The 13083-nt window shown below is 68.4% G+C and carries 10 protein-coding genes; all 10 read right to left on the bottom strand.

Going from position 1 to position 13083, the window contains the following annotated elements; translation table 11 throughout:
* Positions 1-62: 62 nt before the first annotated feature.
* The 10 genes from rpmA to Y900_RS21430 all read right to left on the bottom strand — a co-directional run bounded on the left by rpmA (position 63) and on the right by Y900_RS21430 (position 13077).
* Positions 63-326: a 50S ribosomal protein L27 gene (rpmA, locus tag Y900_RS21475; protein ID WP_036344398.1), complete on the bottom strand. Its 264-nt coding sequence runs from the start codon at positions 324-326 to the stop codon at positions 63-65.
* Positions 327-345: 19 nt separating this feature from the next.
* Complete coding sequence (rplU, locus tag Y900_RS21470; protein ID WP_036344397.1) at positions 346-669, bottom strand: 50S ribosomal protein L21; 324 nt, start codon at positions 667-669, stop codon at positions 346-348.
* A gap of 159 nt (positions 670-828) precedes the next feature.
* Complete coding sequence (gene rne / locus Y900_RS21465; RefSeq protein WP_036344396.1) at positions 829-3804, bottom strand: ribonuclease E; 2976 nt, start codon at positions 3802-3804, stop codon at positions 829-831.
* Positions 3805-4089: 285 nt separating this feature from the next.
* Complete coding sequence (gene ndk, locus Y900_RS21460; protein WP_036347461.1) at positions 4090-4503, bottom strand: nucleoside-diphosphate kinase; 414 nt, start codon at positions 4501-4503, stop codon at positions 4090-4092.
* A gap of 71 nt (positions 4504-4574) precedes the next feature.
* Entirely contained in the window at positions 4575-4997 is a 423-nt protein-coding gene (locus tag Y900_RS21455) for a DUF4233 domain-containing protein (protein WP_036344394.1), read from the bottom strand.
* Positions 4994-6424: a bifunctional tetrahydrofolate synthase/dihydrofolate synthase gene (gene folC, locus Y900_RS21450; protein ID WP_051660191.1), complete on the bottom strand. Its 1431-nt coding sequence runs from the start codon at positions 6422-6424 to the stop codon at positions 4994-4996. The genes Y900_RS21455 and folC overlap by 4 nt, the downstream gene beginning before the upstream one ends.
* Positions 6421-9084 carry a valine--tRNA ligase gene (locus tag Y900_RS21445; RefSeq protein WP_036344393.1) on the bottom strand — a complete coding sequence of 888 codons (2664 nt, stop codon included), beginning with the start codon at positions 9082-9084 and terminating at the stop codon, positions 6421-6423. The genes folC and Y900_RS21445 overlap by 4 nt, the downstream gene beginning before the upstream one ends.
* Positions 9085-9149: 65 nt before the next feature.
* Positions 9150-9743, bottom strand: coding sequence for a DUF937 domain-containing protein (locus Y900_RS21440; RefSeq protein WP_036347457.1), 594 nt, complete (start codon positions 9741-9743; stop codon positions 9150-9152).
* A 64-nt stretch (positions 9744-9807) separates the two neighbouring features.
* Entirely contained in the window at positions 9808-11067 is a 1260-nt protein-coding gene (locus Y900_RS21435; RefSeq protein ID WP_036344392.1) for a saccharopine dehydrogenase family protein, read from the bottom strand.
* Positions 11068-11091: 24 nt separating this feature from the next.
* Complete coding sequence (locus tag Y900_RS21430) at positions 11092-13077, bottom strand: S9 family peptidase (RefSeq protein ID WP_036347456.1); 1986 nt, start codon at positions 13075-13077, stop codon at positions 11092-11094.
* Between the last annotated feature and the right edge of the window lie 6 nt (positions 13078-13083).

The raw sequence follows: 13083 nt of genomic DNA, 5'->3' as shown, positions 1-13083 counted from the left end.
TGTGAATCTGGTGCGAGTTATGGGTCTGGACCTCGCAGTGGATTCACACTCGCGATCCAGACCTACTCCGGTCGCGCGGCGCGAACGATGTTGACGGTCTTGCGACCGCGCTTGACGCCGAACTCCACCAGGCCGGGGGCCGTGGCGAACAGGGTGTCGTCACCGCCGCGACCGACGTTCACGCCGGGGTGGAAGTGGGTGCCGCGCTGGCGTACCAGGATCTCGCCGGCCTTGACGAGCTGGCCGCCGAAGCGCTTGACGCCGAGGCGCTGGGCGTTGGAGTCGCGACCGTTGCGTGAGCTGGAAGCGCCCTTCTTGTGTGCCATGTCAGATTGCTCCCTGTCGCTACTTGATTCCGGTGACCTTGAGAACGGTCAGCGGCTGACGGTGCCCCTGCCGCTTGTGGTAACCGGTCTTGTTCTTGAACTTGTGGATGCGGATCTTCGGGCCTTTGGTGTGCTCGAGCACCTCACCGGTGACCGCGACCTTCTCCAGGGCCTTGGCGTCGGTGGTCACCGTGGCGCCGTCGACCACGAGGGCGACGGGCAGCGATACGGACGCGCCTGCCTCGACCTCGAGCTTCTCGACCTTGACGATGTCGCCGACAGCGACCTTGTACTGCTTGCCGCCGGTCTTGACGATTGCGTACGTGACCTTATCGCCTGCCATTGTGGGTCCTTCGCTCTTGCTCTGCGGGCGCGCGCTAACCGAAGCTGCGTGCGCGGGTCTTGGGGTGCGGGATCTTGAGCCCGCTGCCACCGGCGACGGACGCCTGGCGACAACTGGTCAAGGGTACGTGACCAGCACCGGGAGGGTCAAACCGCGACCCTAGGACGTCGGTGGGCCCGCTGGTCGAGCCGCCGACCGGCGCCGCGGCCGGCGCGCCGGGGCCGCAGGTGCCGAGGTCACGACCGGTTGGTAGCCGTCGGACTCGTCCTCCGAGTCGTCTTCGTCGTCGAGGTCGTCCTCGTCGTCATCTGACTCGTCGTCATCCTCGGACTCGTCGTCGTCCTCGTCGTCGTCGACATCGAGGGTGACTTCGTCGAGGTCCTCGTCGTCTTCGTCCAGGTCGACGTCGATCTCATCGTCCTCGTCGTCATCGGACTCGTCGTCATCGGACTCGTCGTCATCGTCGTCCGAGTCGTCGTCATCGAGATCCTCGTCGGCGACTTCCCGGGCGACCTGCTCGGCGGTGTCGTCCGATTCCTCGGCCTCGGCCTCCCGCTCGATCTCGTCGGCGAGTTCTTCTTCGGCCTCGTCATCCTCGTGCTTGCCGTTGGCGGCTGCCATCGCCTTGAACATCGGATGCTCAGTGCTGTGCTGGGGCACCTTCGCCACCGGCGCCTCCTCGGCGCGGCCACGCTTGCCCCGCTTGCCGCGCCGTCCACCGCCGCCGCCACTACCACCGCCATTGCCGGACTCGGACTTGCGCCCGGCCGCCTGGGTGGTGTCGACGGGATCGGCATGCAGCACGATGCCGCGGCCACTGCAGTGCGTGCAGGTGGTGGAGAACGCCTCGACCAGCCCGGTACCCAGCCGCTTGCGGGTCAGCTGGACCAGGCCCAGCGACGTCACCTCCGACACCTGATGGCGGGTGCGGTCCCGGCCCAGCGCCTCGGTGAGGCGCCGCAGCACGAGATCGCGGTTGGACTCCAGCACCATGTCGATGAAGTCGATGACCACGATGCCGCCGATATCGCGCAGCCGCAGCTGACGCACGATCTCCTCGGCCGCTTCGAGGTTGTTCTTGGTGACGGTCTGCTCGAGGTTGCCACCCGCCCCGGTGAACTTGCCGGTGTTGACATCCACGACCGTCATCGCCTCGGTGCGGTCGATCACCAACGTGCCGCCCGAGGGCAGCCACACCTTGCGGTCCAACGCCTTGGCCAGCTGCTCGTCGATGCGGTGCACGGCGAACACATCCGGACCGTCGGGGCCGCCCGCGGGCTCGTACTTGGTCAGCTTCGAAACCAGATCGGGCGCAACGGAACTGACGTAGTCGTTGATCGTCTGCCAGGCGTCGTCGCCGGAGACGATCAGCCCGGAGAAGTCTTCGTTGAACAGGTCGCGGATGACCTTGACCAGCACGTCGGGCTCTTCGTAGAGCGCGATCGCCGCGCCAGCCTTGTTTCCCTTGACCCGCTCGGCTTCCGCCGCGATCGTGGTCCAGCGTTCCTGCAGCCGGGTGACGTCGCCGCGGATGTCCTCTTCCTTGACGCCTTCCGATGCGGTCCGGATGATCACGCCGGCGTCATCGGGCACCACGTCGCGCAGGATCTCCTTGAGCCGCTGACGTTCGGTGTCGGGCAGCTTGCGGCTGATCCCGGTCGACGAGGCACCCGGCACGTAGACGAGGTAGCGCCCGGCCAATGACACCTGGGTGGTCAGCCGCGCGCCTTTATGGCCGACCGGGTCCTTGCTGACCTGGACGACGACGTAGTCGCCGGGCTTGAGGGCCTGTTCGATCTTGCGCTGCGCGCCGCCGAGCCCGGCGGCTTCCCAGTTCACCTCACCGGCGTAGAGCACGCCGTTGCGGCCGCGGCCGATGTCGACGAATGCCGCCTCCATGGAGGGCAGCACGTTCTGCACGATGCCGAGGTAGATGTTGCCGACCAGAGAAGCAGAAGCCGCCGACGTCACGAAGTGCTCGACGACGACGCCGTCTTCCATGACCGCGATCTGGGTGTAGCGGGCGCCCTCGTGCGGCGGTTCGGTGCGGATCTTGTCGCGCACCACCATCACGCGTTCGACGGCCTCCCGGCGAGCCAGGAACTCAGCCTCGGACAGGATCGGCGGGCGCCGGCGGCCGGCATCGCGGCCATCGCGGCGGCGCTGGCGTTTGGCTTCCAGGCGGGTGGAGCCGCTGATGCCCTGGATCGCATCTGGGTCACGCTCGGCCTTGGCGCGCGGGGCACGTTCGTGGACGACGGTGTTCGGCGGGTCGTCGGACGATCCGTTGTCGGAATCGTCGCCGCCGCCGGTCTTGCGGCGTCGCCGCCGACGGCGCCGGCGGGTCGCGCCCTCACCGGTGCTGGTCTCGTCGTCGCTGTCGTCGTCGTCGCTCTCGGACTCGTCGCCGGACTCGGCGGTCTCGTCGGCAGCCTCGGAGTCGTCGGCGTTCTCGCCATCGGCGCCGCCCTGCTCACCGCGACCGCGACCGCGACCGCGCCGTCCGCGACGGCGGCGGCGGTTGGCGGGACGTTCGGATTGGTCGTCGTCGGACTCGGCGGCGGACTCCTCCTCGTCGTCGTCCTCGTCCTCGTCGTCGTGCTCGTCCACCACGACCCGGGTCTTGCGCTCGACCTCGACCGGCTGCGGGGCGACGAACAGCGGCATGTAGGCCGCCTGCTCGACGGTCTCAACCATCTCGCTGGTCTCGGTCTGGTTCTCGAAGGATGCCGTCTCCAAGATCAGTCGCGACTCCGGCTCCTCGGCCGTGTCGGGCGTCTCGGAAACGTCGGGCATTTCGGGGACGTCGGAATCCACGTCGGTGGTGGTCTCCTCCGCCACGATCGCAGCGGCCTCGACAGGCTGACCGGCGATGTCCGCGGGAGCGGCCGCCGCCAGCACGTCGCGCACCCGAACCGCATCGGTGCGGTCGACGCTGGAGTGTGGGCTGCGGGTGCGGCCGTCGAGCTCGCTGAGGGCGTCGAGCACCCGCCTGCTGGTGGTGCCGAGCACCCGAGCCAGCGAATGCACTCTCAAGCGTTCGGGCAACTCGTCACCCGCGGCTGACGCCGGGGGTTCCCACTGTGACGAGGTGGGGTTTTCGGGTAGATCCTGATAGAGGTCATCGTTGGCCACGTATTCTCCTCAAGCCCCCGGGCGCGTCATTTCGACGCGGCCACGCGAGGGCTTCCGCTATGTGCCCGGTAACTCTCCCCGGGCTTGTTTATTGGTCTCGCTCCGAACGGCTCATAACGAACGAATTCGGTGCCTGGCTGAATGACGGCTGTGACGGTCGGCGCCTCACCTGGTGGTGGTCGCGCACGTCGTAAGTCTTCATCCGGATGTGCTTTGAGGGCTCATCCGCAGCCAGTATCCCACACCACGGGGGCGAATCGGACGACAGTGCCGCAGGAAGTGCGTTCAGAAGTTGGGAAACCAGAGGTTGATCTCGCGTTCGGCCGACTCCGGCGAGTCCGAGCCGTGCACGAGATTGAACTGGGTTTCCAGGCCGAAATCGCCCCGGATGGTGCCCGGGGTGGCCTTCTCGACCGGGTCGGTACCGCCGGCGAGCTGCCGGAACGCCGCAATAGCGCGGGGCCCTTCCAGGACGGCCGCGACGACCTTTCCGGACGTGATGAACTCCAGCAGCGAGTCGAAGAAGGGCTTGCCCTCGTGTTCGGCGTAGTGCGCGCGGGCAAGCTCGTCGCTGACCTGCTTGAGCTCCAGCGCAGCCAGGGTGAGGCCTTTGCGTTCGATTCGGCTGATGATTTCCCCGACCACCTGCCGCTGCACGCCGTCGGGCTTGATCAGAACCAGGGTCCGCTCGGTCGTCATCTGGCGCCGTTCCTCCTCATCGCTTCGCTGAAGCACCGTCACCGGCGCAGACACGGCGCACAGCGTACCCGTCATTCGGGAGGTTGCTGCTGGCCGGGCAGTAGCCCGCGGCGCTGCCTTCGCAGCACCTCTGCGCGCAGGTAGGCGAGGATCGCCCACACCGCCACGAACAACAGTCCGACCATGCCGACGGCCGGGTAGACGAAGAACCCGGCGACCAGGATCAGCTGGACGGCCAGGTTGCACCAGATTGCCCACGGCCTGCCCTGAATGCCGGCGAGCAGCACCAGGAAGACCGCGAACCCCACCAGGTAGGCCATCGACCAACCGGTCAGCCCGCCGCCGACCATGCTGACCACCGGCAGCGCCAGCAGCACGACGATCGCCTCGAGGATGAGGGTGCCGGCCATGACGCCGCGGAAGCTCTTCCAGGGATCCGGCGGAGCCGCCTGGCCGGTGACATCCGGCCGGGGCGCCTCTGGGGGCTCGCTCATTGCGGGTCCTTCCCGAACAGGGTGCGCGCCGCGCCCGCGGTCACCACCGACCCGGTGATGATGATTCCGGCCCCGGACAGCCCCTCGTCGGCGGCGGAATCCTCCACCATCGCGGTAGCGATCTCGATGGCGTCGGCCAGCGTGTCGGCCCGCGCCACCCGGTCCGGCCCGAAGATCTCCTCGGCCCGCAGCGCCAGCGCATCCACCTCGAGCGCGCGGGGTGACCCGTTGTGGGTGACGACGACCTGGTCGAAGGCCGGCTCCAGCGCGGTGAGGATGCCGGTGACGTCCTTGTCCCCCATCAGCGACAGCACCCCGACCAAGAACCGGAAATCGAATTCGGACGTGAGCGCGTCGGCCAGCGCGGCGGCGCCGGCCGGGTTGTGGGCGGCGTCGAGGAACACCGTCGGCGCGCTGCGCATCCGCTCGAGACGGCCCGGGCTGGCCGCCGCGGCGAATCCGGCTCGCACGGTGTCGATGTCGAGCTGGCGGTCAGCTCCGGCGCCGAACAACGCCTCGACCGCGGCGAGCGCGACGACGGCGTTGTGGGCCTGATGCTCGCCGTGCAGCGGCAAGAAGATGTCGGAGTACACCCCGCCCAGACCCTGCAGCTGCAGCACCTGTCCTCCGACGGCGACCTGGCGGCCCAGGACCGCGAACTCGGAATCCTCGCGCGCGACGGCTGCGTCGGACTTGACCGCTTGGGCCAGAAGCACTTCCATCGCTTCGGGGGCTTGGCGACCGATCACCGCGACGGTGTCGGTCTGCACCAGCTCGCCGCGCGGCGCCCCGATGATGCCGGCCTTCTCGGCCGCGATCTCTCCGATGGTGTCACCGAGGTATTCGGCGTGGTCGATGCCGATCGGGGTGATCACGGCGACGGGTGCGTCGACGACGTTGGTGGCGTCCCAGCGTCCGCCCATCCCCACCTCGACGACGGCGACGTCGACGGGCGCGTCGGCGAAGGCGGCGAACGCCATCGCGGTCAGCACCTCGAACTTGCTCATCGCGGGGCCACCGTCTTGTTGCGACTGAGCGTCGACGAGCTGCACGAACGGTTCGATCTCGCGGTAGACCTCGACGTAGCGGGCCGGACTGATCGGCTCGTTGTCGATCGCGATGCGCTCGACCGCCGACTGCAGGTGCGGGCTGGTGGTGCGTCCGGTCCGGCGACTGAACGCGGTCAGCAGCGCGTCGACGATGCGGGCCACCGACGTCTTGCCGTTGGTCCCGGCGATGTGGATGCACGGGTAGCTCAGCTGCGGTGAGCCGAGCATCTCCATGAGTGCCTCGATGCGCGCGGTGCTGGGCTCGAGTTTGGTTTCCGGCCAACGCTGGTCAAGCAGGTGCTCCACCTGCAGCAGTGCTGCGATCTCGTCGGGTGTGGGGGCCTGAGTTTCATAGGACCCGTTCAGCGGCTCGGTCATGCCAGCGCAGCCAGCCGGGCGGTAATCCGCTCGACTTCCTCGGTAGCCAGCTGCTGGCGACCGCGGATCTTGGCGACCACGTCGTCTGGCGCCTTGGCCAGGAACGCCTCGTTGTCGAGTTTGGCTGTGGTTCCGGCCAATTCCTTGTTCGCGGCGGCCAGGTCCTTCTCCAGCCTGCGGCGTTCGGCGGCCACGTCGACGGTGCCCGAGGTGTCGACCTCGACGTTGACGGTGCCCGCCGACAGCCGCACCTCGATGTGGGCGCTGGCGTTGAAGTCCGCGCTCGCATCGGTCAGCCACGCCAGCGCGGCGACCGGGGCAACCTGGCCGCCGAGGCCGGCAGCGTCGAGACCTGTCAGCCGGGCGGGAACCTTCTGCCGATCGGCCAGGCCCTGGTCGCTGCGGAACCGCCGGATCTCGGTCACCAGTTTCTGCACATCGGCGATCCGTTGGGCGGCAACGTGATCCAGGGCCACACCGGACGCTGCCGGCCACTCCGCGATCACCACGGACTCGCCACCGGTCAACACCTTCCACAGCGCTTCCGTGACGAACGGCATCACCGGGTGCAGCAGTTTGAGCAGGGTGTCCAGCACCGCGGCCAGCACCGCGGTCGTATCCGAAACGACCCCAGCTTCTTGGCCGGCCAGCTGGACCTTCGCCAGCTCCAGATACCAGTCGCAGACCTCGTCCCAGGCGAAGTGGTAGAGCGATTCACACGCCCTGCTGAATTCGTAGCCGTCGAAGGCCGAATCCACCTCGGCGCGAACCTCTTCCAGACGGCCGAGAATCCAGCGGTCGGCGTCGGTCAGCTCGGCGATGTCCGGCAGCGGCGCGGGGGCCGCACCGTTCATCAGCGCGAACCGCGTGGCGTTGAACAGCTTGGTGGCGAAGTTGCGCGAGGCCCGGGCCGCGTCCTCGCCGATGGACAGGTCGCCGCCCGGACTGGCCCCGCGGGCCAGGGTGAATCGCAGCGCGTCGGCGCCGAACAGCTCCACCCAGTCCAGCGGGTCGATCCCGTTGCCGCGGGACTTGCTCATCTTGCGACCGTGCTCGTCGCGGATCAGCCCGTGCAGGAAGACGTTCTCGAACGGCACCTGCGGACCGCGTGCACCGTCGAGGGTGATCACCTCGTCGCCCGAGACGAACGTGCCGAACATGACCATCCGCGCCACCCAGAAGAACAGGATGTCGTATCCGGTGACCAAAACGCTTGTCGGATAGAACTTCTCGATCTCGGCGGTGCGCTCAGGCCAGCCCATCGTGGAGAACGGCCACAGCGCCGAGGAAAACCAGGTGTCCAGGACGTCGGGATCCTGCTCCCAGCCGTCCGGCGGGGTCTCGTCGGGACCGACGCAGACCTTCTGGCCGTCGGGTCCGTGCCAGATCGGGATGCGGTGCCCCCACCACAGCTGTCGCGAGATGCACCAGTCGTGCATGTCGTCGACCCAGCCGAACCATCGCGGCTCCAGACTCTTCGGGTGAATGACGATGTCACCGTTGCGCACCGCGTCACCGGCCGCCTTCGCCATCGAGGAGACCTTCACCCACCACTGGAGACTCAACCGGGGCTCAATCGGCTCGCCGCTGCGCTCGGAGTGCCCGACGCTGTGGAGATACGGCCGCTTCTCGGCGACGATGCGACCCTCTGCGGCGAGCGCCTCACGCACTTTGACCCGGGCTTCGAAGCGGTCGAGGCCGTCGAATTGCGTGCCGGTGTCGGCGATCCGGCCCTTCGTGTCCATGATCGACGGCATGGCCAGGTTGTGCCGCATGCCGATCTCGAAGTCGTTGGGGTCGTGCGCCGGGGTGACTTTCACTGCGCCGGTGCCGAATTCGGGGTCGACGTGCGCATCAGCGACGATGATGATCTGCCGGTCCAGGAACGGATGCGGCAGGGTCTGACCGACGAGGTGCCGGTAGCGCTCGTCGTCGGGATGCACCGCGATCGCGGTGTCACCGAGCATCGTCTCGATCCGGGTGGTGGCCACCACCAGGTGCGGTTCGTCGTCGTTCATCGATCCGTACCGGAAGGAAACCAGCTCGCCCTCGACGTCGGAGTACTTGACCTCGAGATCCGAAATGGCCGTCTCCAGCACCGGCGACCAGTTGACCAGCCGCTCGGCCTGGTAGATCAGGCCGGCGTCGTAGAGCCGCTTGAAGATCGTGCGCACCGCCCGGGACAGGCCCTCGTCCATGGTGAATCGGTCGCGGCTCCAGTCGACCCCGTCGCCCAGCCGGCGCATCTGGGCGCCGATCGTGCCACCGGACTCGTGCTTCCAGTCCCACACCTTCTCGACGAACAGCTCGCGACCGAAGTCCTCTTTGGTCTTGCCGTCGACGGCGAGCTGCTTCTCCACGACGCTCTGGGTGGCGATGCCGGCGTGATCCATCCCGGGCAGCCACAGCACCTCGCAGCCCTGCATGCGCTTGCGGCGGGTCAGCGCGTCCATCAGTGTGTGATCCAAGGCGTGACCCATGTGCAGGCTGCCGGTGACGTTCGGCGGCGGCAGCACGATCGAATACGCCGGCTTGCCGCTTGTGGCGTCAGCCGTGAAGTAACCGGCATCGACCCAGCCCTGATACATCTGCGTCTCTACCGCCCCCGGATCCCACGACTTGGGGAGGGCGTCGGCGCGAGAGTCGTCAGTGGTGGTCACCCGACAATTCTAGGAACGTGCCTCGGGCTGCTTCGTAACCGCCCGCAGTGCGCCCGGAATCCGCGCTACTTTTTCCCGCCCAACAGCCCACCGAGGATGTCGCCGATGGCGCCACCCTGTTTACCGCCCAGCACGTTGCCCAGAATGCTGCCGAGCGGGTTGTTCCCGCCCCCGGCTCCGCCGCCGGCGCCACCGAGGATGCTGCCGAGCACGTCACCGAGCCCACCGCCGGACGCGCCGGCCTGGGTCGAGCCGCCACCAGCCTGCTTGCCCAGGTAGGCCAGCACGATGGGGATGAGGATCGGCAGCAGCTTCTTGATCAGGTCCCCGCCGCCGGCACCGGAACCGGCCAGCGCGGAGGCCACCTGGTTGGTGTCGTTGCCGCCGAAGATCCGCGCGACGAACTGCTCCCCCGCGCCGGTGTCGACCTGGTCGACGTTGACACCGCCCTCGAGCAGGCGGCTCCCAGCCTGCGAGGCGATCGCCGATTCGAGTGAGCTGGAGTCGATGTCGTCGGAGACGACGTTGTGCTGGATGCTGCCGACGAGGGTGGGCACCAGGGTCTGGATCGCCTGGTTCACTTCGCCCTCAGGCGCGCCGAGCCTGCTGGCGATGTCCGCGACCGGAATCTGGCTGTACAGATCGTCGAGACCGGCCATGATGTCCACCTTCATTGCTGGATGCGCGGCACCATTGCTGGATGTGCGGCACGCCCAGCTGACACTAGTCGTCGAGGCGGACCGTCTGCAGCGAAATCCCGGCGGCGGGAAAGCGGTCCAGCAGGGCGTCACCCATGGCGGCGGCGGGCGTCAGCACACCCCGCAGATCTGACAACTTGTCACGGTCGAGCGCCAGTGCGAGTCCACATTCGCCGAGCATCACCGAGGTGGCTTTGTATCCCGGATCGCCCTGCTGGGCGATGGTGGCGCAGTAGCGCGCGCCGGTCGTGGTGGTGGTGTACGTCTCGGCGCGGTAGTAGCCGCGGTCGCGGGCCTGTTCGCTGGGTCCGGTGCCCGGCTTGGGGGCGATGCGCTCGACCAGCCGGCGCGGCAGCAGCCGGAAGAACCGGCTGCCCAGCGCGACGACACCGTTGTTGGCCGCGCTGGCCACCGCCGACACCACCGGCGCGGCGACCGACGACCCGACACTCATGTACTCCGCGTAACGCAGCCGGCGTCCGTAGGCATACTCCAGAAGCGCGTTGCTGCGCCGCACGATCCGCGTGTTGTACATCGCCATCGCGAAGCCCGTGGTCCACACCCCGGCCAGTTCGGGCGCGATCTCGCGGCCGCGCCGCCACGGCAGGTCGGGCTGCGGACCCAGTTCGGGCTCGGCGCTCCGGTCCTGGGTGAGGGTGTACGGATCCTCCAGCATGCGCCGGGTATTGGGATCGTTGGAGGAGGCGCGGAAGACCTCGATCATCGAGGCGACCGTGCCGCCCGACACTCCGCCGGAGAATCCGCGCAGCACGAAGTCGGTGTCCCCGAGTTCGCCGGTGCCGTCAGACTGCGCCCGCCGGTACAGCGCGTACACGCTCATATCCGAAGGGATGGAATCGAATCCGCACGCATGCACAATGCGGGCGCCGGTGTCGACGGCCTGCTTGTGGTAGTCGTCGATGCTCTGCCGCACGAACATCGCCTCACCCGTGAGATCGGCGTAGTCGGTGCCTGCCGCGGCGCACGCCGCGACCAGCGGCAGGCCGTAGCGGCTGTAGGGGCCGACGGTGGTGATGACGACCCGGGTGCGCGCGGCCATGTCGGCCAGCGACGACGGGGAGGCGGCGTCGGCGGTCAGAATCGGCCAGTTCTGCGCCGATTCGCCGAGCGTTTCGCGCACCTTCAGCAGCTTGTCCGGCGATCGGCCGGCCAGGGCCACCCGGACGTCACCGCCGGAACGGGCCAGGTATTCGGCGGTGAGCTTGCCGACGAATCCGGTGGCCCCGTATACGACGATGTCGAATTCCCGCTCCGCTGAGGTCATGGTGGCCAACTTACCGGGGGCCGGTCAGCCCAGCGTTTCGGGCAACTGCGCCGTCTCCCCCAGCACGTGTTCGGCCAGGAACGCGGTGACCACCTGATACCAGATCTTGGCGTGCTGCGGCGACAACACCCAGTGGTTCTCGGACGGGAAGTACAGGAACCGGTGCGCCGAGGTGCCGTCGTCGGCGGCGGGCAGCCCGGAGTCGGTCAGCAGCTCGTACCACAGCCGCAGCGCCTCGCCGATCGGCACCCGATAGTCCTTGTCGCCGTGAATCACCAGCATCGGGGTGGTGATGTGCTCGACGAAACGGTGTGGCGAATTGTCTTGTGCCATGGCCGGTGTCATCTCGCGAGCCCAGTAGTAGGCGCCATCGGTGGTCGGACCGAACTGGTCGAGCGCCCACAGGCTGGCGTGGGTGACGATCGCCGCGAAGCGGTCGGTGTGGCCGGCCACCCAGTTGGCCATGTAACCGCCGAACGACCCACCCATCGCCGCCGTGCGCCCGGCGTCGATGCGTGGGTGCGCCACCGCGGCGTCGACGGCGGCCATCAGATCCTCGTAGGGCGGCCCGCCCCAGGCGCCCCAGCCGCGCTGAATGAAGTCCTGCCCGTACCCGGTGGACAGCGCCGGATCGGGCAGCAGCACCGCGTACCCGCGGGCCGCCATCAACCACGGATTCCACCGCCACGACCACACGTTCCAGCTGCCCAGCGGTCCGCCGTGAATCCACAGCAGCAGCGGTGCGGATTCCTGCCCGCCGGACGGCAACACCAGCCAGGACCGCACCGTCGTTCCGTCGGCGGTGGTCGCGACGGTCTCGGTCAATTCGCCGGGCAGCTCAGGCAATTCCACGCACGGCAGCACGCTGATCGCACCGTGCGGGTCGACGCGCACGGGGTGCGGCGGCGCCGCATAGGAGCTTCGCAGCGCGTAGATGACGCCGTCCGGTGCGGCGGTGACGTTCGAGTAGCTGAAGTCGTCGTCGGTGATCCGGCGGACGGCGCCGTCCAGACTGATCTCGAAGATCGGGCAGCGGCCGTTGTCGTCGGCGGTGACCAGAACCGCGGAGCCGTCATGCGCCCAGGTCGCGGACGCCGGCCACCGGTCCCACCCGGTGGCCAATTGCCCCCAGTCGCCGGATCGTAGATCCAAGCGGCACAACGTGATTCGTGGCGCCTGGTGCGGGTTCGAGACGGTCTCACGGGTGAACACCACGGCCGTGCCGTCCGGTGAGATGGCCGGGTGTTCCAGGTCGGCTGCGGGATCCTCGGCGATCACCGAGCGCTCACCTGTCACCAGGTCGATGCGCACCAGCATCGATCGCAGGGCAGCGCGCGGCGCGGACACCCGCCAGGTCGCGACCGCGAAGGTGCCGTCGGCGCTGACGGCGAAGTCCGCCTCACCGAGCGCCGGCCCGGGCTCACGTGTCAGGTCGGTGAGCTCACCGTCGGCTGCGACGCGGAACAGATGCGTCTCATCCGGGCCCAGGTCGGAGTCCCAGTGCCGCACCGGGTAGCCGGTGTGCAGGATCGCGCTGATCTTGTTGTCCTTGCGCAGTTTCCGCAGCCGGCGCTCGTCGTCGACGGTGCCGGCCGACGGCAACAGTGGGGCACCGATGACGACGGCGGCTGCGCTGCGCGCGGTCCGCACCGCGGTGATCCCGGCGGGCAGCTCGGCCAGCTGGAGGGACTCCCCGCCTGCGGCGGGCAGCAGCCATAGCGCGGCCGGCGGTTTGTCGTCGTCCGCAGTGGGCCGTACCGAGGTGAACAGCAGATCGCCGTCGGCGGTGAACGCCGGTGCGGCTTCGCCCTTGGCGCCGCGCGTCAGCCGGCGGGCCGCAGCCGCACCGGCCGGGTCCAGTTCCCACAGCGCGGTGATGTATTCGGTCTTGGCGGCGTTGAGTTCGGCGACGGATGCCACGACACGCGACCCATCGGCCGACACCGCCAGCCCGGAAACCCGCCGCAGTGCGATGTAGTCGTCGAGATCGTCGAATGGGCCCGAGGTCATGCCCCG

The organism is Mycolicibacterium aromaticivorans JS19b1 = JCM 16368 (assembly GCF_000559085.1).
Lineage (GTDB): Bacteria > Actinomycetota > Actinomycetes > Mycobacteriales > Mycobacteriaceae > Mycobacterium > Mycobacterium aromaticivorans.
This window is presented reverse-complemented; position numbering and strand designations above follow the sequence as displayed.

Coding starts and splice junctions, on each gene's coding strand:
- rplU (WP_036344397.1), bottom strand. CDS start 669: ATGGCAGGCGATAAGGTCACGTACGCAATCGTCAAGACCGGCGGCAAG.
- Y900_RS21430 (WP_036347456.1), bottom strand. CDS start 13,077: ATGACCTCGGGCCCATTCGACGATCTCGACGACTACATCGCACTGCGG.
- ndk (WP_036347461.1), bottom strand. CDS start 4,503: ATGACGACCGAGCGGACCCTGGTTCTGATCAAGCCCGACGGCGTGCAG.
- rpmA (WP_036344398.1), bottom strand. CDS start 326: ATGGCACACAAGAAGGGCGCTTCCAGCTCACGCAACGGTCGCGACTCC.
- folC (WP_051660191.1), bottom strand. CDS start 6,424: ATGACCGAGCCGCTGAACGGGTCCTATGAAACTCAGGCCCCCACACCC.
- Y900_RS21440 (WP_036347457.1), bottom strand. CDS start 9,743: ATGGCCGGTCTCGACGATCTGTACAGCCAGATTCCGGTCGCGGACATC.
- Y900_RS21455 (WP_036344394.1), bottom strand. CDS start 4,997: ATGAGCGAGCCCCCAGAGGCGCCCCGGCCGGATGTCACCGGCCAGGCG.
- Y900_RS21435 (WP_036344392.1), bottom strand. CDS start 11,067: ATGACCTCAGCGGAGCGGGAATTCGACATCGTCGTATACGGGGCCACC.